20 protein-coding genes are annotated in these 19,185 nt (G+C 57.0%); 15 read left to right on the top strand and 5 right to left on the bottom strand.

Annotated elements, in window-relative coordinates; genetic code table 11:
• The first annotated feature begins 6 nt into the window (after positions 1–6).
• The 5 genes from CMN55_RS09255 to CMN55_RS09275 all read left to right on the top strand — a co-directional run bounded on the left by CMN55_RS09255 (position 7) and on the right by CMN55_RS09275 (position 6,641).
• Positions 7–501, top strand: a complete 495-nt coding sequence (locus CMN55_RS09255; RefSeq protein WP_293949505.1) for a hypothetical protein — start codon at positions 7–9, stop codon at positions 499–501.
• Positions 498–2,390, top strand: coding sequence for an ABC transporter ATP-binding protein (locus tag CMN55_RS09260; RefSeq protein ID WP_293949506.1), 1,893 nt, complete (start codon positions 498–500; stop codon positions 2,388–2,390). Before CMN55_RS09255 ends, CMN55_RS09260 begins: the two co-directional genes overlap by 4 nt.
• Positions 2,390–4,279: an ABC transporter substrate-binding protein gene (locus tag CMN55_RS09265; RefSeq protein WP_293949507.1), complete on the top strand. Its 1,890-nt coding sequence runs from the start codon at positions 2,390–2,392 to the stop codon at positions 4,277–4,279. Before CMN55_RS09260 ends, CMN55_RS09265 begins: the two co-directional genes overlap by 1 nt.
• 152 nt (positions 4,280–4,431) lie before the next feature.
• Positions 4,432–5,460: an ABC transporter permease gene (locus CMN55_RS09270; RefSeq protein WP_293949508.1), complete on the top strand. Its 1,029-nt coding sequence runs from the start codon at positions 4,432–4,434 to the stop codon at positions 5,458–5,460.
• A complete protein-coding gene (locus tag CMN55_RS09275; protein WP_293949509.1) occupies positions 5,457–6,641 on the top strand; it encodes an ABC transporter permease in 1,185 nt (394 codons plus the stop codon). Before CMN55_RS09270 ends, CMN55_RS09275 begins: the two co-directional genes overlap by 4 nt.
• A gap of 16 nt (positions 6,642–6,657) precedes the next feature.
• Here the strand turns inward: CMN55_RS09275 and CMN55_RS09280 are convergent, their stop codons facing one another.
• A complete protein-coding gene (locus CMN55_RS09280; protein ID WP_293949510.1) occupies positions 6,658–7,512 on the bottom strand; it encodes a class I SAM-dependent methyltransferase in 855 nt (284 codons plus the stop codon).
• A 107-nt stretch (positions 7,513–7,619) separates the two neighbouring features.
• On the opposite strand from CMN55_RS09280, the gene CMN55_RS09285 reads away from it, so the two are divergent.
• On the top strand, positions 7,620–8,375 hold the full coding sequence (locus CMN55_RS09285) for an enoyl-CoA hydratase/isomerase family protein (protein WP_293949511.1): 756 nt from the start codon (positions 7,620–7,622) through the stop codon (positions 8,373–8,375).
• An 18-nt stretch (positions 8,376–8,393) separates the two neighbouring features.
• On the opposite strand, the gene hslU is transcribed toward CMN55_RS09285, so the two are convergent.
• Together hslU and hslV are read right to left on the bottom strand one after the other, a co-directional pair.
• Positions 8,394–9,704, bottom strand: a complete 1,311-nt coding sequence (gene hslU / locus CMN55_RS09290) for an ATP-dependent protease ATPase subunit HslU (protein ID WP_293949512.1) — start codon at positions 9,702–9,704, stop codon at positions 8,394–8,396.
• Positions 9,697–10,257, bottom strand: coding sequence for an ATP-dependent protease subunit HslV (hslV, locus tag CMN55_RS09295; RefSeq protein WP_293949513.1), 561 nt, complete (start codon positions 10,255–10,257; stop codon positions 9,697–9,699). Before hslV ends, hslU begins: the two co-directional genes overlap by 8 nt.
• A gap of 173 nt (positions 10,258–10,430) precedes the next feature.
• Here hslV and CMN55_RS09300 point away from each other — a divergent pair, with 173 nt between their 5' ends.
• From CMN55_RS09300 to CMN55_RS09335, 8 genes are all read left to right on the top strand, one after another.
• Positions 10,431–10,697 carry a hypothetical protein gene (locus CMN55_RS09300; protein ID WP_293949514.1) on the top strand — a complete coding sequence of 89 codons (267 nt, stop codon included), beginning with the start codon at positions 10,431–10,433 and terminating at the stop codon, positions 10,695–10,697.
• A 110-nt stretch (positions 10,698–10,807) separates the two neighbouring features.
• The gene (hisB, locus tag CMN55_RS09305) at positions 10,808–11,407 is read left to right on the top strand and encodes an imidazoleglycerol-phosphate dehydratase HisB (protein WP_293949515.1); all 600 of its coding nucleotides are present in this window, start codon (positions 10,808–10,810) and stop codon (positions 11,405–11,407) included.
• Between the two features lie 41 nt (positions 11,408–11,448).
• Positions 11,449–12,090 carry an imidazole glycerol phosphate synthase subunit HisH gene (hisH, locus tag CMN55_RS09310; RefSeq protein ID WP_293949516.1) on the top strand — a complete coding sequence of 214 codons (642 nt, stop codon included), beginning with the start codon at positions 11,449–11,451 and terminating at the stop codon, positions 12,088–12,090.
• The gene (locus tag CMN55_RS09315) at positions 12,090–12,635 is read left to right on the top strand and encodes a GNAT family N-acetyltransferase (protein WP_293949517.1); all 546 of its coding nucleotides are present in this window, start codon (positions 12,090–12,092) and stop codon (positions 12,633–12,635) included. Before hisH ends, CMN55_RS09315 begins: the two co-directional genes overlap by 1 nt.
• Positions 12,636–12,640: 5 nt before the next feature.
• Positions 12,641–13,375, top strand: a complete 735-nt coding sequence (hisA, locus tag CMN55_RS09320) for a 1-(5-phosphoribosyl)-5-[(5-phosphoribosylamino)methylideneamino]imidazole-4-carboxamide isomerase (RefSeq protein ID WP_293949518.1) — start codon at positions 12,641–12,643, stop codon at positions 13,373–13,375.
• On the top strand, positions 13,368–14,141 hold the full coding sequence (hisF, locus tag CMN55_RS09325; protein ID WP_293949519.1) for an imidazole glycerol phosphate synthase subunit HisF: 774 nt from the start codon (positions 13,368–13,370) through the stop codon (positions 14,139–14,141). Before hisA ends, hisF begins: the two co-directional genes overlap by 8 nt.
• Entirely contained in the window at positions 14,138–14,479 is a 342-nt protein-coding gene (locus tag CMN55_RS09330) for a phosphoribosyl-ATP diphosphatase (RefSeq protein ID WP_293949520.1), read from the top strand. The genes hisF and CMN55_RS09330 overlap by 4 nt, the downstream gene beginning before the upstream one ends.
• Before the next feature lie 2 nt (positions 14,480–14,481).
• Positions 14,482–14,850: a histidine triad nucleotide-binding protein gene (locus tag CMN55_RS09335; RefSeq protein WP_293949521.1), complete on the top strand. Its 369-nt coding sequence runs from the start codon at positions 14,482–14,484 to the stop codon at positions 14,848–14,850.
• A gap of 19 nt (positions 14,851–14,869) precedes the next feature.
• On the opposite strand, the gene CMN55_RS09340 is transcribed toward CMN55_RS09335, so the two are convergent.
• On the bottom strand, positions 14,870–16,543 hold the full coding sequence (locus CMN55_RS09340) for an adenylate/guanylate cyclase domain-containing protein (protein ID WP_293949522.1): 1,674 nt from the start codon (positions 16,541–16,543) through the stop codon (positions 14,870–14,872).
• A 52-nt stretch (positions 16,544–16,595) separates the two neighbouring features.
• A complete protein-coding gene (locus tag CMN55_RS09345; RefSeq protein ID WP_293949523.1) occupies positions 16,596–17,600 on the bottom strand; it encodes an adenosine kinase in 1,005 nt (334 codons plus the stop codon).
• 96 nt (positions 17,601–17,696) lie between these two features.
• On the opposite strand from CMN55_RS09345, the gene CMN55_RS09350 reads away from it, so the two are divergent.
• Positions 17,697–19,124 carry an amidase gene (locus tag CMN55_RS09350; RefSeq protein WP_293949524.1) on the top strand — a complete coding sequence of 476 codons (1,428 nt, stop codon included), beginning with the start codon at positions 17,697–17,699 and terminating at the stop codon, positions 19,122–19,124.
• The last annotated feature ends 61 nt before the right edge of the window (positions 19,125–19,185 follow it).

Genomic DNA, 19,185 nt, shown 5'->3' on the forward strand with positions numbered 1-19,185 from the left:
CCCCCTATGAGCCTGTTCGGAAGCTATGCGCGCGCCGTTTTTGGCATCCTTCTCACGGCCGTTCCGCTCTTGTTGTTAAACCCGATATCTGTCATTCTTTATCTGCTGGTTTTTCTGCTGATTTTGTTCATCGGCTACGGCATTCGGACAGTTATTCGGCAATTTACCCGCTTTAATGTGACGGATGACGGAATTTACATGGTCGGGCCGATCAACCGGCATATCAAATGGGAGGAGCTTGACGGATATTCCCTCAAGTATTTTTCCACACGGCGGGATCGTGAGGCGGGCTGGATGCAGCTCAAACTGAAAGGCGGGGACGTGAGGTTGAGTATTGATTCAACAATTCATGAATTCCACAGACTGCTGCGTCTGACCTATGGCATGGCGGAGCGGAATGGCGTGAGCATCGATCCGACGACCCATGCCAACTTGTTGACCCTCCGCATTCTGCCGTTATCTGCCGACGCAGCGACCCCCGGCAAGGGATCTGGCCCATGACCAATGTGCTGCTGGTCAGGGATCTCCGGGTCGAGTTCCGCGTTGCCGAAGGCACGGTTAAGGCCGTGGACGGGGTCAGCTTTCGCGTTCCCGATGGCAAGACAGTGGCGCTGGTGGGGGAATCCGGCTCCGGCAAGTCGGTCATCAGTCAGGCGATTATGTCGATCCTTCCGAAAGCGGCCCATATCACCGGGGGCGAAATTTTGTTTTTCGAGCCCGACAAGCCCGGTGTCTTTTATGATATTGCGAAGCTGAAACCAGGCAGCCGGGAAATGCGAAATATCCGGGGCGGCCGTATCTCCATTATCTTTCAGGAGCCCATGACGTCTCTCTCGCCGTTGCATACCATCGGCGATCAAATATCGGAAGCGTTGCATCTGCACCACAAGAAAAGTCGTGAAGAAGGCGTCCGCCTGACGGTTGACATGCTCCGGCTTGTCGGTTTTCCGGATCCCGACGCGGCGTTTCATACCTATCCTTTCGAGTTGTCGGGCGGATTGCGTCAGAGGGCGATGATCGCCATGGCGATGATCTGCAAGCCGGCGCTGCTGATTGCCGATGAGCCGACCACCGCGCTTGATGTGACCATACAGGCGCAAATCCTTGATCTCATGCAAAGCCTGCAAAAGCAGCTCGGCATGGCGATCCTGCTGATCACCCATGATCTCGGCGTTGTCGCCAGCATGACCGATGAAATCATTGTCATGTATCATGGCAAGGTGATGGAGCAGGGCACGCTCGAAGATATTTTCCGCAATCCGCAGCACCCCTATCTCAAGGCGCTGATGCACGCCATCCCGCGTTTTAATATGGCGCCGGGGGAACGATTGACGCCGATCCGTGAAATCCGCCGCGAAGCGGACAGCAAGTTTCTGGAGCAGGCCGATCCGCGCCCCATGTCGGGCGGCGCCGAGAAGCCCATACTGGATGTCAAGCATCTGACAAAGAGATTTACGACGCGCAAAACCTCTCTGTTCGGGACGAAACCGGCGGGCGAAGTGCTGGCGGTGGATAATGTCAGCTTCTTTATCCAACCCGGAGAATGCCTTGGTCTTGTCGGGGAAAGCGGTTGCGGCAAGACGACGCTTTCCAAGTTGATCCTGCGGGCCTTGAGCGCGACAAGCGGGGGAGTGACCTATAATGATCGCGGACAGGATATTGATGTTCTGGCGCTAAAAGGGCAGGCGCTGTTCGATTATCGCAAGAAGGTGCAGTTTATCTTTCAGGATCCCTTTTCATCTCTCAACCCGCGCATGACCGTTTTCGATATCATTTCCGAGCCGCTGGTCATTCACAATGTGGGAACCACGGCGGAGCGGGAGGAAACGGTTCGCGAGCTGATGACGCTGGTCGGGCTGGATATCCGGCACCTGCGACGATATCCGCATTCTTTCTCCGGTGGACAGCGGCAAAGGATCGGCATTGCCCGGGCGCTGGCGCTGAAACCCGACCTGCTGATCTGTGATGAGCCGGTTTCCGCCCTTGATGTGTCCATTCAGGCGCAAATCCTCAATCTGTTGAAGGATCTACAGGCGGAGCTGGGCCTCACCTATCTGTTTATTTCCCATAATCTGGCGGTGGTGGATTATATTGCTGACCGCATTGCCGTCATGTGCAAGGGGCGTCTTGTGGAGACGGCGCCGAAAGAGCTTCTGTTCAATAACCCCATTCACCCCTATACCAAGCGGCTGCTGGCCGCCGTGCCGGAACCGGACCCCGATAATCGGCTGGATTTTGCCAATCTGGTTGAGGAGAAAGCGTCCAACCCCGAGCTTTGGCCCGCCCCATTCACGGTGGATTCCCGGCGCAGTCCGGTCATGATGGATGTTGGCGGCGGACATTATGTCCGTGTTCATGAAGAGACGGATATGAAGGAGTTTCAGCAGTGATGAAACAGCGCATATTCTGGTCGGGCCTTTTGCCGCTTGTCCTCATGCTGCTGCTAATCCCGGCGGCGCGGGCGGAAATTCCCTATTTTGAAGATGCGGTTGCCGCAGGCACACTGCCGCCCATGAAAGAAAGATTGCCGGAAAATCCCCTGGTTTCCAAACTGGCGGAGGGGCAGAGCATCGGCCACTACGGCGGTGACTTGCGGTCGTTGATCGGCAATCCGTCGGATGTGAAGCTGATGTTTGTCAATGGCTATGCGCGATTGGTGGGATATAACGCCAGTCTGGAAATCGTTCCGGATATCCTGCAATCCGTGGAGGTTGAAGAGGGCCGGGTTTTCACCATGAAGCTGCGTGAAGGCCATAAATGGTCTGATGGGAAGCCCTTCACGTCAGAGGACTTCCGTTACTGGTGGGAAGACATTGCAAATAATCCGAAATTATCGCCAGCCGGGCCGCCGGCCGCCCTGCTGGTTCATGATGAACTGCCGAAAGTTGAATTTCCCGATCCGCTTACTGTGATTTATTCATGGTCGGTGCCGAACCCCAACTTCCTTCCCGCCCTCGCCGGGGCGGCGCCGCTGCTGATCTATCGGCCTGCGCATTATCTGAAAGCGCACCATGAAGATCATATGGATATGTCAAAAATGACTCCAAAGCAGAAAATCATGATGAAATCATGGGCGGCCAATCACAACCGGCTTGATAATCTGTATCAGTTTAACAACCCCGATTTGCCCACATTGCAGCCCTGGCAAAATGTAACCGCGTCCCCTGCGACCCGGTTTTTAGGGGAGCGGAACGCCTATTTTCACCGGGTTGATCCGGAAGGTAACCAGCTTCCCTATATCGACCGGATCATCTATACGGTGTCGGAAGGCAAGCTGATCCCGGCAAAGACGGCATCGGGTGATGTGGATTTACAGGCGCGCGGCCTCCGCTTGCAGGATGCGACGTTTCTCAAAGAGAATGAGGAGCGATCCGGATACAAGGTTTATCTCTGGGAAACGGCGCGCGGATCGCATTTCACCCTGTATCCCAATCTGAATGCCGAAGACCCGGAATGGCGCAAGCTGTTGCGGGATGTGCGGTTCCGTCGCGCTCTGTCGCTTGGCATCAACCGGGAAGAAATCAACGATATCCTGTTCTTCGGCCTGGCGGTGGAAGGCAACAATGCTGTGCAGAAGCAAAGCCCTTTCTATACGGAAGAGCTGGGGACGAAATGGGCGAGTTATGATATTGACCGGGCCAACGCGCTTCTCGACGAAATCGGCCTTGTTGAGCGAAACAAGGACGGCATACGCCTGATGCCCGATGGCAGACCGCTGACGGTTATTGTCGAAACGGCGGGTGAGGAGACGGAGCAATCCGATATTCTGGAACTGATCCGGGATAGCTGGGCGAAAATCGGGGTCGAGCTTTTCACCAAGCCGTCGCAGCGCGAGGTTTTCCGCAATCGCATCTTCTCCGGCGAGACGATAATGTCTGTATGGGGCGGCTTCGAAGATGGTATTCCCAATGCGCAGTCGAGCCCGGCGAGCCGCGCCCCGACCAGCCAGATCAGCTATCAATGGCCTAAATGGGGCCAGTATTATGAAACCAAAGGGAAATCCGGTGAGCCGGTTGATATGCCCGTGGCGCAGCATTTGTTCGATCTGTATGAGCGGTGGCACATAACAATGGATGATGATGAGAAGGCCGCGATCTGGCGGGAAATGTTGAAAATCCATGTAGATCAGCAGTTTACCATTGGAGTTGTGGGCGCCATTCTGCAGCCGGTCGTTGTGTCGGACGATCTTCGCAATGTTCCGGAAGCGGGCCTTTACAACTGGGATCCCGGCGGGCTTTTCGGCATGTACCGGCCCGATCTTTTCTGGTTCGACAGGTAAGCGCGGGAATGCGCATCCGCGTCCGTAGAGCCGGACTTTCAAGCGATATTTCGGGCGGGCATGTTGACGGCGCGCCGCTTTTCAGCGAACAATGCGAAAAGAGGAAGGGGTGGGGCCTGAAACGCGGCCATGCTCTGGCAGGACAGGGGTGAATGCTTACTTATTTTGTACACAGAGTTCTGGTGATGATTCCCACCCTGCTGGTGATCAGCATCCTGACCTTTGTGATCATCCAGCTTCCCCCCGGAGATTACCTTTCCAATCATATGGAGGAGCTTAGATCACAGGGCGAGTCGGCATCGGCGATGGCCCGGATCGAATTTTACCGCGAACAATATGCTCTCGATAAATCGCCACTGGAGCAATATGCCCGCTGGATGGGGTTTTGGCCGGGGCCAAACGGTTTTTCCGGCCTGTTGCAGGGGGATTGGGGCCAGTCTTTTGCCTATAACCTGCCGGTAAAAGAAGTGGTCGGAGACCGGCTTGGCCTCTCTTTCCTGATCAATTTCGCAACCATCCTGTTCATTTACATTGTCGCCTTTCCCATCGGCGTCTATTCGGCGACGCGGCAATATTCCATTGGCGATTATGGCTTCACGCTGATCGGCTATCTTGGCCTCGCGACGCCCAATTTCCTGCTCGCCATGGTGCTGCTCTATTACGCCAATGTCTATTTCGGTATTTCTATCGGCGGGTTGATGGATGATGAATATATCAATCAGCCCTGGAGTTTTGACAAGGCGATGTCGGTTTTCGATCATATGCTGGTGCCGGTGATTGTGATCGGGACCAGCGGCACTGCGTCGATGATCCGCCGTCTGCGCGCGAACCTGTTGGATGAGTTACAAAAGCAGTATGTGACGACGGCGCGGGCGAAAGGCGTGCCGCGCCTCAGGGCGCTCATCAAATATCCGATCCGCATGTCCCTCAACCCGTTTGTTGCGGATATCGGCAGTCTGCTGCCGGATGTCATTTCCGGCTCGGTTATTGTCAGTATGGTGCTGAGTCTGCCGACGGTGGGGCCGCTGCTGCTGGAGGCCTTGCGTAATCAGGATCAGTATATGGCGGGATCATTGCTGATGTTTCTGGCGTTGCTAACGGTGGTCGGCATGTTCCTGTCTGATCTTCTGCTCGCCGTTCTGGATCCGCGCATCCGGCTTTCCGGGGGGGCGACGAAATGACGGAGACCAACGGATCAAATCGCGATCTGCCGCTTGAGCACTGGCATTCGAAAGAGCCGTTTGACCCCTATTCGGTCGAGAAATTCACGCCAGAGCAGGAACGCTTTTACATGGCGTCGCAATGGCAGATGGTGTGGTGGAAATTTCGCCGTCACAAACTCGCTGTGATAAGCGGGCTTGTGCTGCTGCTTTTCTATTTCTCGATCCTGATATCGGAATTCCTGGCGCCCTATAACCTGCATACGCGACATACGAAATATATTTTCGCCCCGCCGCAATCCATTCATCTGTTCCATGAGGGGGAATTCGTTGGTCCCTTTGTGTATGGCTACAAGCAGACGCTCAACCGCGAGACGCTGAAGCGCGAATATGTGGTGAATACGGATAAGCCCTATCCCTTGCGGTTTTTCTGCCAGGGGGATGAATATGAATTCTGGGGGCTGGTTAAAGGGGATCTGCATCTCATCTGCCCGGACGACAAGAACCTTGCGAGCTTTTTCTGGCTGGGGACGGACCGGCTGGGTCGCGATATCCTGTCACGGATTATTTACGGGGCGCGGATTTCGCTATCCATCGGCCTGATCGGCATTATCATCAGCTTTACGCTTGGCATCGTGCTCGGCGGTATTTCCGGCTATTATGGCGGCTGGGTCGATAATATCATCCAGCGGACGATTGAGCTTCTGAAATCCCTGCCGCAGCTTCCGCTCTGGCTGGCGCTCTCGGCGGCGCTCCCTGTCACATGGTCGCCCATCCTTGTCTTTTTCGGCCTCACCGTTATTCTCGGCCTGCTTGACTGGCCGGGGCTTGCCCGTGCGGTCAGATCGAAATTCCTTTCGCTCCGGGAGGAGGATTTCGTGACGGCAGCGCAGCTGATGGGGGCGTCGCCCAAACGCATTATCGGGCGGCATTTGCTGCCGTCTTTCGCCAGCCATCTGATCGCCAGCGCCAGCCTTGCAATCCCGAGCATGATCCTCGGGGAAACGGCGCTCTCATTCCTCGGTCTCGGCCTCAGGCCGCCGATCACATCCTGGGGCGTCCTGCTGAATGAAACCACCAATATCAATGCGGTGGCGACAACGCCGTGGCTGATCTATCCGGTGGTGCCGGTGATCCTTGTCGTGCTGGCGTTTAACTTTCTGGGCGACGGCCTCAGGGATGCGGCGGACCCCTATAAATAGGGTGTCGTCCGTTCTGTCACGGCTTCTGCCGGGCGGAACCCTTCATTAGCCACAGGCTGGTTTCATAGGCGCCCTCCGGTAGGGGCAGACGGCCACAGAAGGAGTGATCCAGCCGTTTCCTCATTCGGCTCCTGACATAGGCGCTTGAGAACAGGATATCGAACCCGCCATAGAGAAACATCGGGGCGATCATCTGCTGTTCATTGTAGCCGCGCCAGTCCCAGCCTTCCGGGTAGTCATCGGGCAGGAAAATGTCATGGATATGGATAATCACCCCATCGGGAAGGGCCGGAATGACATTGAGAAACAGGTCGTCAACATCAGTGCCCGGCATGGCGATATGGCTGGAATCGATGAACAGGATATCGCCGGGCTCAAGGCTGTTGAAAATCTCCGTTTCCGCGTCATGTAAAGTCCGGCGTACAAAGGTGATGGGCAGTGTTTCGATGCTGGCGCGCGGCGCGGGGTCTATGGCGATAAATTCCGTTGCGAGTTTGCCATCGCGGATGGCGCGGGCCATGAAGCGGGTGGAATGTCCTGATCCCACCTCAATAATGCGGGTGGGCTTTTGCATCCGCACCATGGCATAGGCGACGGCGGCGTCAAGGCGGGGAAACCAGTCCTGTTCGAACCGGGGTTCGGGTGGCGGGGCGGTGCCAATGCTCTCAAATTCCGTCTCAAACGCCGCAAGGCTGTCCAGCATCTCGGTAAACCGGTCTTCATGAGCCGTCATCACTTTTTCAATGGCGGCATAGGGTTTGCGGTCTTCCGGGCCGGGCAGGCTCGCCGCATAGCGATAGGGGATGAAAAAGCCCTCTTTGGCGATCCCGAGAACGGTTTTCAGCCCCATGCGAAGGCGGCGAATGTTCATGGCAGAATTATCTCTTTTGCGGCGGCGGTCTTGTTTTGCTTGGCATTTTTATCCTAATCCCTCTAATCTCGGACCTATTCAACAAAAGCAAGAAAAAGGATTTCAGGATGGACGCATCTTTTCATATCACAATCGAAAATGCCACCTTAAGCGTTCGCCTCGACAATCCGGCGCAGCATAATAAGCTGACGCCTGCAACCATGGCAGCCCTGCGCGAGGCGCTGGAGGAAAAGGCAGTGGATACCTCCCTCCGGGTGATGGTCCTGACGGGGACCGGGAAAAGCTTTTGCGCGGGGGCGGATCTTGGGGAGCTTGGCCGGTATAATTTCGATGAAAATCCGCTGGAAAAGCTGACGGATGTTGTCGAACGGCTGCCCTTTCCGACCATTTGCGCCCTGAATGGCGGGGTCTATGGCGGCGGGGCCGATCTGGCGTTATCCTGTGATTTCCGTATTGGCATCACGACCATGAGGGCCTTTATCCCGCCGGCCCGCATCGGCATTCACTATCCGCCTGCGGGACTTGCGCGCGCCGTCGCCCGCCTCGGCCTTGGTCCGGCGAAGCGGCTGTTCCTGACAGTGGAGAGAATGTCGGCGGAAGAGCTGAAGGCGATCGGTTTCCTTGATTATCTTGTCGCGCCGGAAGAGCTGGAGGCGCGGACCAATGCGCTTGCCGCAGACATTGCGGCTCTGGCGCCGCTTTCCCTCCGGGGGATGAAGGAAACGCTGAACGATATCGCCCGCGGGGAACTGGACATTGCCAAGGCCCGCCGCTTCCAGATGCAATGCCTGCAATCGGACGATTTCAAGGAAGGCAAGGCGGCCCTCGCGGAGAAGCGCCCGGCCCGTTTCAACGGGGCCTGAGCGCGGTTTCCGGCGGGATCAGAGAATAAATTTCGACAGATCCATGTTGGTCGCCAGCTCGCCAAGATGCTCGCGGACATACTCATCATCAATATTGATGACCGATCCGCCCTTGTCGGTGGCCTGAAAGCTGATCTCTTCCAGCACGCGCTCCAGCACGGTATGCAGGCGGCGGGCGCCGATATTCTCCACGGCCGCATTGACATCGGCGGAGATGGTGGCGATGGCGTCAATTGCGTCTTCGGCGAAGTTGAGATGCACTCCCTCCGTCTCCATCAGGGCGACATATTGCTTGATCAGGCTGGCTTCCGGTTCGGTCAGGATGCGCTTGAAGTCATCCTTGGTCAGCGCCCGGAGTTCAACCCGGATCGGCAGGCGGCCCTGCAATTCGGGCAACAGGTCTGACGGCTTGGCAATATGGAACGCGCCGGAGGCGATGAACAGCACATGGTCCGTGCGCACGGTTCCGTATTTGGTGCTGACGATGGTTCCCTCGATCAGGGGCAGCAGGTCGCGCTGCACCCCTTCGCGGGAAATGTCGGCGCCCTGGCGGTCGCTGCGGGCGCAAATCTTGTCAATTTCATCCAGGAAAACAATGCCGTGATTTTCCACCAGTTTGATGGCGTTGCGCACCACCGCATCCTCATCGAGCAGCTTGTCGCTCTCTTCGCCAATCAAAATCTTGTAGCTGTCCTTCACCAGCATCTTGCGGGGTTTTGTGCGCGGTCCGCCCAGCTTGCCAAGCATGTCGTTAAGGTTGAGCATACCCATCTGGGCGCCGGGCATTCCGGGAATATCAAAGGTGGGCATGCCCGCGCCGCCGGTGTCGATTACTTCCAGCTCGACTTCCTTGTCGTCAAGCTGCCCCTCGCGCAGCATCTTGCGGAATTTCTGACGCGTCTCGGTGGAGGCTTTGGCCCCAACCAGCGCATCGAGAACCCGTTCCTCCGCCGCAAGCTCTGCCTTGGCAATGACCTGCTGGCGTTGCTTTTCCCGTTCCATATTGATGGCGATTTCCACAAGATCGCGGATAATCTGTTCCACATCGCGGCCGACATAGCCGACTTCCGTGAATTTGGTGGCTTCCACTTTCAGGAANGGCGCNTTGGCGAGCTTNGCGAGGCGNCGGGANATTTCCGTCTTGCCGACGCCGGTCGGGCCGATCATCAGGATATTNTTCGGCAGNACCTCTTCGCGCATTTCTTCGGGCAGTTGTTGACGCCGCCAGCGGTTNCGCAGGGCAATTGCCACCGACTTTTTGGCTTCCGCCTGGCCGATGATGAAACGGTCCAGCTCATANACNATTTCCCGGGGGGATANGTTAGTCATTTTTACCGATACTTTCGATGNTNACATTTCCATTGGTGTAGACGCAGATCTGGCCCGCAATNTCCATNGCCTTNNTNGCGATNTCGGTGGCCTCCATATCCTCGCGATCAATCAGCGCGCGGGCGGCGGCNAGGGCGNAGTTGCCGCCCGATCCGATGGCGATGATNCCNTCTTCNGGCTCCANNACATCGCCGGTACCCGTCAGGATCAGCGACACATCGGCATTGGCGACGGCCATCATGGCTTCCAGCCTGCGAAGATATTTGTCGGTNCGCCAGTCNTTTGCAAGCTCGACACAGGCGCGGGTNAGGTTGCCCGGATGCTGCTCCAGCTTGGATTCCAGCCGTTCAAACAGGGTAAAGGCATCGGCGGTTGCCCCCGCGAAACCGACAATCACATCATTGCGCGGCCCGATCCGGCGCACCTTGCGGGCGTTGGATTTGATGACTGTCTGGCCAAGCGAGACCTGTCCGTCACCGGCGACGACGACGGTTCCATTCTTGCGTACGGACAGGATTGTGGTGCCGTGCCAGCTTTCAATTTTATCGGACATAAAACACATCTCTCTTTGGGGTTGCCATGACGATGTAACCATTTTCCGCGACGGGTCAAGGTGCAATGGCCCTTGTCCTTGATTACGCATGTATTTTTGCTGATACCGGGTTTCACAATCCGCGCCGGGCGGCGTCTTCTGCACGAATGACATGCGATCAGGAGGAGAAACCGATGCCCCCCCAAAATCAGGATAATGTTGCCGATACTGAAAAGGCGTCCAATCTTAGGGCGATCTTTAAAATTCTGAGCTATATCCATGCGGATGCGGTGAAGGATGATTTTAAGGAGCTGGCGGATCGTATCGAATTTGCCCTCAATCTTGCGGAAATGCTGGTGCGTAAGAACCGTAGCGCCGCCAAGACAGAGGGCGGGGAAGCGGCTTCTGCTGCCTCTGTCCCGGACAAGGAGAGCGAACCGGCAACGACAAGCTTTTATTAAGCCGGGCTTTCCGCATCAAGCTGATTGCAAAGGCTTGGTTTTCTGCGCCGTTCCTGCTATATCCTCGCCAGATACCTATACGGTAAGACATCAGTCTGGAAGGAAAATTCATGCGTGCAGGAACGGTGAAGCGCAAGACGAAAGAGACCGAAATCGAGGTTGAAATCAATCTCGACGGCACGGGCGTTTATGACGTCAAGACAGGCATCGGTTTTCTCGATCATATGCTGGAACAGCTTTCCCGACACAGCCTGATGGATCTAAAGCTCCGCGCCAAAGGCGATCTGCATATCGATTTTCACCACACGACAGAAGATACCGGCATCGCCATCGGGGAAGNCTTTGCCAAGGCGCTGGGCGATTTGAAGGGCATCCGCCGTTATGCGTCCGCCCATATTCCCATGGATGAGACGCTGACCCGTGTCGCCCTTGATATTTCCAATCGCCCTTATCTGATCTGGAAGGTTGAATTCAGCCGCGACAAGCTGGGCGAAATGGACACGGAATTGTTCAAGGAGTGGTTCCAGGCGTTTGCGCAGGCGGCCGGAATCACGCTGCATGTGGAAAATCTTTACGGAACCAATAATCATCATATCGTGGAAAGCTGCTTCAAGGCGCTGGCCCGTGCCTTGCGAGATGCGACCGAAATTGATCCGCGCCGCGCCGATGCGGTTCCTTCCACCAAGGGAACGCTGGGCGGCAGCCTGTAATCCATGAAGTCCGCCCGCCGGGGCAGGGAAAATGTTCGGCTATGAAAACAGCGATTATTGATTACGGTTCGGGGAATTTGCGCTCCGCCGCCAAGGCGTTTGAGCGGTCCAGCCGGGAAAGCGGCCTGGCCATGACCATTAAGGTGACGAGCCGTCCCGAAGATGTCGTGACGGCCGACCGGATTGTCCTGCCCGGCGTCGGGGCGTTTCGGGCTTGCAAGCTGGGCCTTGCTGCAATTGACGGCATGGTCGAGGCCTTGACGGAGGCGGTCATCGGTAAAGGACGGCCGTTTTTCGGTATCTGCGTCGGCATGCAGCTTATGGCGGGCAAGGGGATCGAGCATGGCGTGACGGAAGGGTTTGGCTGGATCGAGGGCGATGTTGTCGGGCTGGAGCCATCGGATCCGGACCTGAAAATTCCGCATATGGGTTGGAACGAGCTGGAGCTGCGCACGCATCATCCGCTTTTTGACGGGATTGAAAGCGGGCAGCATGCCTATTTCGTCCATAGCTACCACCTGGCGGCNCAGGANCCGGCACATGTGCTGTGCACCGTTGATTATGGCGGACCGGTGACGGCTATGGTTGGTCGTGACAACATGATCGGAACGCAGTTTCATCCGGAGAAAAGCCAGGAAACGGGCCTTAAACTGATTGCAAATTTTTTGAAATGGAAACCCTGATGACGGATAATTCCAGACATATTCAGCAACCGGTGATAGAGGCTGTCAAGGAGTTCACTTCCGCCGATCTTGACGATCTGTGCGAAGCGGCGGAAGAGGCCATCATCGATGGCAATGGCTTTGGCTGGCTCACGCCGCCGCGCCGCTCTGTTCAGGAAAGTTTTTGGAAGGGCGTCCTGATGGTGCCGGTGCGGGAGCTTTACTGCGCCCGGTTCGAAGGGCGGATTGTCGGCTCCGCCCAGCTGGTCAAACCCTTTGCAAATAATGAGGCGGGCGGTCATATTGCGCAGCTCGCCACTTTTTTCATCGCGCCATATGCGCGCGGGCACGGGCTCGCCATCGGCCTTCTCGCGGTTTTGGAGAACAGCGCGCGGGAACAGGGGTTTAAATTTCTGGAGGTGGATGTCCGGGAAACACAGGCGGCGGCGATTTCAATTCTCGAATCAAATGGATATGAGAAATGGGCCGTAAAACAGAATTATGCCTGGAACGGCGAACGCTATGTCGATGGCTATTATTATAAAAAACAACTGGCGGACTTGTAACGGCAATGAATTTGTATCCGGCGATTGATCTGAAGGATGGCAACTGTGTGCGCCTGCTGCGCGGTGAAATGGCGGCGGCAACCGTTTTTAATACCGATCCGGCCGCGCAGGCCCAGGCTTTCAAGACGGCCGGCTTCGAACGGCTGCATCTTGTCGATCTGAACGGCGCGTTTGAAGGGCGTCCGGTAAATGCGGCGGCGGTGGAGAGCATTCTGGCAGCCACGGATGTCCCGACCCAGCTTGGCGGCGGCATCCGCGATCTTGCCACGATCGAGATGTGGCTCTCCAAGGGGCTCAGCCGGGTGATCCTTGGCACCGTTGCGCTGCGGGACCCGGCTCTGGTCATCGAGGCCTGCAAGATGTTTCCCGGTCATATTGCCGTTGGCATTGATGCGCGGGGCGGGATGGTGGCCGTGGAAGGTTGGGCGGAAACAAGCGAGACATCGGCGCTTGACCTTGCCCGGAAATTCGAGGATGCCGGGGTTGAAGCCATCATCTACACGGATATTGACCGGGACGGCGCGCTTCAGGGCGTGAATGTGGAGGCCACGCGGGATCTTGCCGCCGCCATCTCCATCCCGGTGATTGCCTCCGGCGGCGTGGCCTCCATCAAGGATGTTGAGAATCTGCTGGCTGTGCAGTCAAGCGGCATTGAAGGGGTGATTATCGGCCGCGCGCTGTATGACGGGCGGATCGACCCTGTGGCGGCTCTGGATCTGGTGAGGCGCGAAAATGCTTAAGGCGCGTATCATCCCCTGTCTCGATGTGAAGGACGGCCGTGTCGTCAAGGGCGTCAATTTTGTGGACCTGATCGACGCGGGCGATCCGGTAGAGCAGGCGCGGATTTATGACGCGCAAGGGGCGGATGAGCTGTGTTTTCTCGACATCACCGCGACATCGGACAATCGCGAGACTATCTATGACGTGGTCCGCCGCACGGCGGAGCAATGCTTCATGCCGCTGACCGTTGGCGGCGGCGTCCGGCAGGTGGAGGATGTGCGCAAACTGCTGCTGGCGGGCGCGGACAAGGTGTCGATCAACAGCGCCGCTGTAAAGCGACCCGAATTTGTTCGCGAGGCGGCGGAACAGTTCGGCAGCCAGTGCATTGTGGTTGCCATTGACGCGAAGCAGACCGGGCCGGATAAATTCGAGATTTTTACTCATGGTGGACGGGAGCCGACGGGCATAGATGCCGTCGAATGGGCCGGGCGGATGACGGAATATGGCGCGGGAGAAATCCTGCTCACCTCCATGGATCGGGACGGCACCAGATCGGGGTTCAATATTCCGCTGACCCGGGCGGTGGCCGATGCGGTCAGGGTGCCGGTGATCGCTTCGGGCGGTGTTGGAACACTGGATCATCTGGCGGAAGGTATCCGCGATGGTCATGCGACAGCGGTTCTTGCCGCGTCCATTTTCCATTTCGGGGAATTCACGATCCGCGAGGCGAAAGAGGCCATGCGCAATGCCGGTATCCCCGTCCGGCTGGAGGAGAAGGCGGCATGAATGAGAAGACGCGGTCCGGTCTTGACCGGCTTTTTGAGACGGTTGCGGCGCGCAAGGGCGCGGATGCAAAAAGTTCCTACACCGCAACGCTCTATGCGAAGGGGAGCGTAAAAATTGCCCAGAAACTGGGGGAAGAAGCGGTAGAGCTTGCCATTGCGGCCTCCCTCGGCAAACGCGAGGAAATCATTTCTGAAAGCGCCGACCTGCTTTATCATCTGGCGGTCCTGTGGGCGGATGCGGATGTTGATCCGTCCGAAATTTATGAAAAGCTGGCCGCGCGGGAGGGCCAGTCCGGCCTTGCGGAGAAGGCGTCGCGTACATCTGAAGAAGGGGAATAGCCATGGCTTATGATAATGAAAATGTGTTTGCGAAAATTCTGCGGGGCGAGCTTCCCAACGCCACCGTCTATGAAGATGAAAGCATTCTCGCCTTCAATGATATCGCGCCGCAAATGCCGGTCCATGTGCTGGTGATTCCGAAACGTCCCTATATTGATATTAATGACTTTTCAGCGAACGGCACGATTGAGGAGATCGGGAACTTTTTTGCGAAAGTTGGCGAGATCGCCAGATCTCTGGGGCTGGATGAGGATGGATATCGGGTTGTCAGCAACAATGGGGAAAATGCCGGGCAGCATGTTCCGCATTTTCATGTCCATATTCTGGGCGGCCGTAAAATAAAAGAAGGCGGCATGGCGCGGGGGATGTAGCTCTCGTTCCCACGTCTCCTCAAACAGAAAATTCCTGCAGGTCGCGCGCATCCTCAACGATATAGATGCCGAGCGGTTCCATCCGGCCGCGAATTTCCACGCTTTCATGACGGAGAGTGGAGAAGGCCCCCGCCGCGCGCGTGGCGACGCGGTCCGAGAAAATAAGCTGGCTGGAATATTCTTTGGTCAGGGCCTCAAGACGGCTTGCCGTATTGACCGGATCGCCAATGGCCGTGACGGAGGTGGCGTTGCCATAGCCCATCTGGCCGACAATGACTTGCCCGATATGGATGCCGATACCGATTTTCAGCGGACTGGACAAATCCGACGCCAGGTTGCGGTTCATCATATCCAGTTCCATGGCCATGGCGCGCGCGGCATTGAGGGCGCGTCGGCTCGCTGTCTCCGCGCTTTCGTTAAGACCGAACAGCGCCATGACGCCATCGCCGATGAATTTGTCGAGATGCCCACCATTCGCCTCGATGGCTTCGCCCATATGGCGGAAATACTGGTTGATGACAAACACCACATCATAAGGGAGTTTCTGCTCTGAAAATTTGGTGAAGGCGCGCAGATCGGCGAAAAGGATGGCAATCTCGCGTTCCTGCCCCTGCAGATATCCCGGCTGGTTGAACGCCTGCACGACCGTTGCACTGGCGGGCAGCAGGGGAATGATGGACACATCACCTGTCGGAATGCTCTGACAGGCGAGTCGGGTTCCCTCCGGGGCGCCAACCCGGCGCAGAACGGCGATTTCCTTGTCACCGGGCGGATTTAAATTGTCCGCCCCCTCCAGAACCCGGACGCGGCAGGTAGAACAGCGGCCCCGCCCGCCGCACACATGGGCATGGGGAATTCCGCCAAGCTGGCTGGCCTCCAGCAAAGTGAGGCCGGGCGGAGTGAGAACCAGCTTCTCATCGGGATAGCTGACGACATTCAGCTTACGCTGCCGGAAGCGGATCAGCCAGTATATGCGGCTGATGGCGAGAAGGGCGAGCGCCGCAAACATCAGGACATAGCCCGTATCCCGCAGCCCGTAGGCCCAGCTTATCATATCCGGTGAGATATTGAGGCGAGCGAAGAAATCGGCGCGCCATGCCGCATTCTCGAACATTCTCTCTACTTCGTTCGCCGCGTTGATAAAGCCGCTGAGCGCCAGAAGCGGAAGCGCGAGGGCGAGGCTGTAAAGAGAGGGGAGGTATTTTTTATACCAGGATTTTAATCGCAACCAGAAATGCAGCCCAAGACACCCATGTAGCCAGGCAACCACCAGTCCGATACTTTGCAGAAGACCGAGGAGCGGCGTCGCCACCCAGATGCTGTAAAGGACATAGCGGTAGCTGTCATCAAGGCCATAAACTTCATGGGTGATGCGCGTTCCGATGACATGCAGAATGAGAAGTGGCGGGATCATCAGCCCCAGAACGATTTGCAGGATATCGCGTCCGGGCAGGCGTCGATACGCCCGATGTCGCAACAGCTTCACAAAGACAAGCAGGATATGCAGCGTCAGGGCACCCAGCAGCAGGATCGTTCCCGGCAAGCTGCGCCAGATAAAAATGAAGACTTCGCGTCCTGCCTCCATCGCCTCAATGGAAATCAGGCCAAGGGAATGATTGAGCAAATGGCCGGTCAGAAAGAGGAACAGAATGATCCCGCTGACCAGCCGGAGTCGTTCCGGCCGAAGGGCCATCCGTATCTCCTGCAATGACTTTCCGGGGCCCGTTGACATATTGTTATGTTCGTTACGACGGGGAAACGGCCAGCTTTTTCTGCATCAGCTCTTTCAGGCTTACGGCAGGCCGGGCGCCATAATGGCTGATCACTTCGGCGGCGGCCATGACACCGATCCGCCCGCTGGAGGTCAGATCATGCCCGTTGGTATGACCATAGAGGAAGCCCGTCGCAAAAAGATCGCCCGCGCCCGTCGTATCCACGACATTGATGTTCGTCTCTGCCGGAACGGCGTGAACTTCTGATCCTCTGACAATGACCGCGCCTTTTTCGCTGCGTGTCAGGCAGGCGATGTCCACCTGATCGCGGACGGCGGCCAGCGCAGATTCAAAATCGGTCGTTTGATACAGGGATTTGATTTCCTCTTCATTGGCAAAAAGGATATCCACACCGGATTTTATAAACTCCTGAAATTCCTCACGATATCTGTTCACGCAGAAACTGTCAGAGAGGGTGAGGGAAACCTGGCGGCCTGCCGCATGGGCAATATCCGCCGCTTTTCGGAAGGCCTGCTTGCCATTTTCGGGATCCCACAGATAGCCTTCCATATAGGTGACTTTGGAGGCGGCAATGATATCGGGATCAATGTCTTCGGGTCCAAGTTCGATACAGGCGCCGAGGTAGGTATTCATGGTGCGATGGGCATCGGGGGTAACCAGAATAAGACAGCGGGCCGTCGCGGCGCCATTCGTGGACTTTACGGTTTCAAAGGTCACGCCCCCCGCCCGGATATCATGGGTAAAAATACTGCCGAGCTGGTCATCGCGGACTTTGCCGATATAGGCACATTTACCGCCGAGGGAGGCAATGCCCGCCGCTGTGTTGCCTGCCGATCCGCCGGACATTTCGATGCCGGGCTGCATTCTGGCATAGAGTTCTTCCGCCCGTTCCATATCGATTAGCATCATGGCGCTTTTGGTCAGCCCTTCGGCCGCAAGGAAGGCGTCATCGGCCTTGCTGATTACATCGACGATGGCATTGCCAATACAGGTTGTGTCAAATAGTCGCTCTGTCATAATATTCCCAACAGTTACTCCGGCTCCGGCGAGTATAGTCGCTGCATCCGCCGGGGCAAGAAGGCTTTACGTCATCACGGGATTTTGGGGAAGACAATGAACGATCTGATCAAAATGACCGCGACAGAGGTCGTGGATCTGCTCAAGACCGGAAAGGTCTCCCCGAATGAGCTTCTCGACGCATCGGAAGCGCGCATCCGCGAGACGGATGATGCCGTCAATGCCTTGCCGACTCTCTGTTTTGACCGCGCCCGCGCGCATGCGGCAGAACTCGCAAAAGAGCGAGCGGCGGATCGTCAGGGTCCGCACCTGCATGGCTTACCGATTGCCATCAAGGATCTTACTCCGGTGAAAGATGTGCGGTTCACTTTGGGCTCGCCCATTTTCGCCGATCAGGTCGCGACATACTCTGATATGATGGTCGAGCGGCTGGAGACGCGCGGCGGCATTGTTGTCGGGAAATCGAACACACCGGAATTTGGCGCCGGCGGCCAGACCTTTAACGAGGTTTTCGGCACAACAACAAACCCGTGGGATATCAGCCGGACGCCTGGCGGATCGTCAGGCGGCGCGGCTGCGGCACTGGCGGCGGGTCATGTCTGGCTGGCGCAGGGAAGCGATCTCGGCGGCAGTCTGCGCACCCCGGCGAGCTTTACCAGTGTTGTCGGGCTGCGACCCTCGCCAAAGCGGGTGGCACATGGCCCGTTGCGACTGCCGTTCTCCACCTATCCGGTGGAAGGGCCGATGGCCCGTAATGTGGCGGATACGGCGCTGTTTCTGGATATGATGGCGGGATCGCATATTCTCGATCCGGGAAGCCTGCCCGCGCCTGAGGTTTCCTATGTTGATGCGCTCAAGAATATTCCAAAATTCAGCCGCATCGCCTACAGCCCTGATCTCGGACAATGCCCGGTTGATCCGGAGGTGGCGGAAATCTGCGCCAGAGCGGCGGCGGATTTTACCCGTTATTGCGATGGGGTGGAGGAGGCCTGCCCCGACCTGCACGACGCGGAGGAGATTTTCCAGACGCTGCGGGCGCAGATGTTTATCGCCAATCACGCCCCGTTGCTGGCGGCCCATCGGGACAAGCTGAAACCGGAGGTTATCTGGAATGTGGAGAAGGGCGCGCGGCTCACGGCGGATGAAATCGGCGCGGCGCAGCGGGCGCAGGGGGAGCTTTATGTTCGCGTGGTGGAGTTTTTCTCAAAATATGACTTCCTGCTGGCGCCTGCCGCGATTGTCCCGGCCTTCACCCATGACAAGCGTTATGTGGAGGAGGTCAACGGCGTCAAGTTCGACAATTATATGTCCTGGCTGGCGCTGCCCTCCATGCTGACGGTCACTTGCTGTCCGGTCATTTCGATCCCGTGCGGCTTTACAAAAAGCGGCCTGCCGGTCGGTTTGCAGATCATGGGGCCGAATGCGCGGGAAGACCGGGTGCTGCAGGCAGCCTACGCATTTGAACGCGATCATGATTTCGCCGCGCGCCTGCCGATTGATCCCCGCCCGCCCCGTAACAGCTAAATATGTTGCAGGACGGCCTATTAATGCATACATGTGCAGGCGGTTTCAGTGTGACAGGCGA

This window comes from Sneathiella sp., from assembly GCF_002694385.1.
Taxonomy (GTDB): domain Bacteria; phylum Pseudomonadota; class Alphaproteobacteria; order Sneathiellales; family Sneathiellaceae; genus Sneathiella.

Coding starts and splice junctions, on each gene's coding strand:
- hisF (WP_293949519.1), top strand. CDS start 13,368: ATGCTTAAGGCGCGTATCATCCCCTGTCTCGATGTGAAGGACGGCCGT.
- CMN55_RS09340 (WP_293949522.1), bottom strand. CDS start 16,543: ATGGCCCTTCGGCCGGAACGACTCCGGCTGGTCAGCGGGATCATTCTG.
- CMN55_RS09345 (WP_293949523.1), bottom strand. CDS start 17,600: ATGACAGAGCGACTATTTGACACAACCTGTATTGGCAATGCCATCGTC.
- CMN55_RS09285 (WP_293949511.1), top strand. CDS start 7,620: ATGGACGCATCTTTTCATATCACAATCGAAAATGCCACCTTAAGCGTT.
- CMN55_RS09255 (WP_293949505.1), top strand. CDS start 7: ATGAGCCTGTTCGGAAGCTATGCGCGCGCCGTTTTTGGCATCCTTCTC.
- CMN55_RS09265 (WP_293949507.1), top strand. CDS start 2,390: ATGAAACAGCGCATATTCTGGTCGGGCCTTTTGCCGCTTGTCCTCATG.
- CMN55_RS09335 (WP_293949521.1), top strand. CDS start 14,482: ATGGCTTATGATAATGAAAATGTGTTTGCGAAAATTCTGCGGGGCGAG.
- hisA (WP_293949518.1), top strand. CDS start 12,641: ATGAATTTGTATCCGGCGATTGATCTGAAGGATGGCAACTGTGTGCGC.
- CMN55_RS09270 (WP_293949508.1), top strand. CDS start 4,432: ATGCTTACTTATTTTGTACACAGAGTTCTGGTGATGATTCCCACCCTG.
- CMN55_RS09300 (WP_293949514.1), top strand. CDS start 10,431: ATGCCCCCCCAAAATCAGGATAATGTTGCCGATACTGAAAAGGCGTCC.
- CMN55_RS09315 (WP_293949517.1), top strand. CDS start 12,090: ATGACGGATAATTCCAGACATATTCAGCAACCGGTGATAGAGGCTGTC.
- CMN55_RS09275 (WP_293949509.1), top strand. CDS start 5,457: ATGACGGAGACCAACGGATCAAATCGCGATCTGCCGCTTGAGCACTGG.
- CMN55_RS09350 (WP_293949524.1), top strand. CDS start 17,697: ATGAACGATCTGATCAAAATGACCGCGACAGAGGTCGTGGATCTGCTC.
- CMN55_RS09260 (WP_293949506.1), top strand. CDS start 498: ATGACCAATGTGCTGCTGGTCAGGGATCTCCGGGTCGAGTTCCGCGTT.
- CMN55_RS09330 (WP_293949520.1), top strand. CDS start 14,138: ATGAATGAGAAGACGCGGTCCGGTCTTGACCGGCTTTTTGAGACGGTT.
- CMN55_RS09280 (WP_293949510.1), bottom strand. CDS start 7,512: ATGAACATTCGCCGCCTTCGCATGGGGCTGAAAACCGTTCTCGGGATC.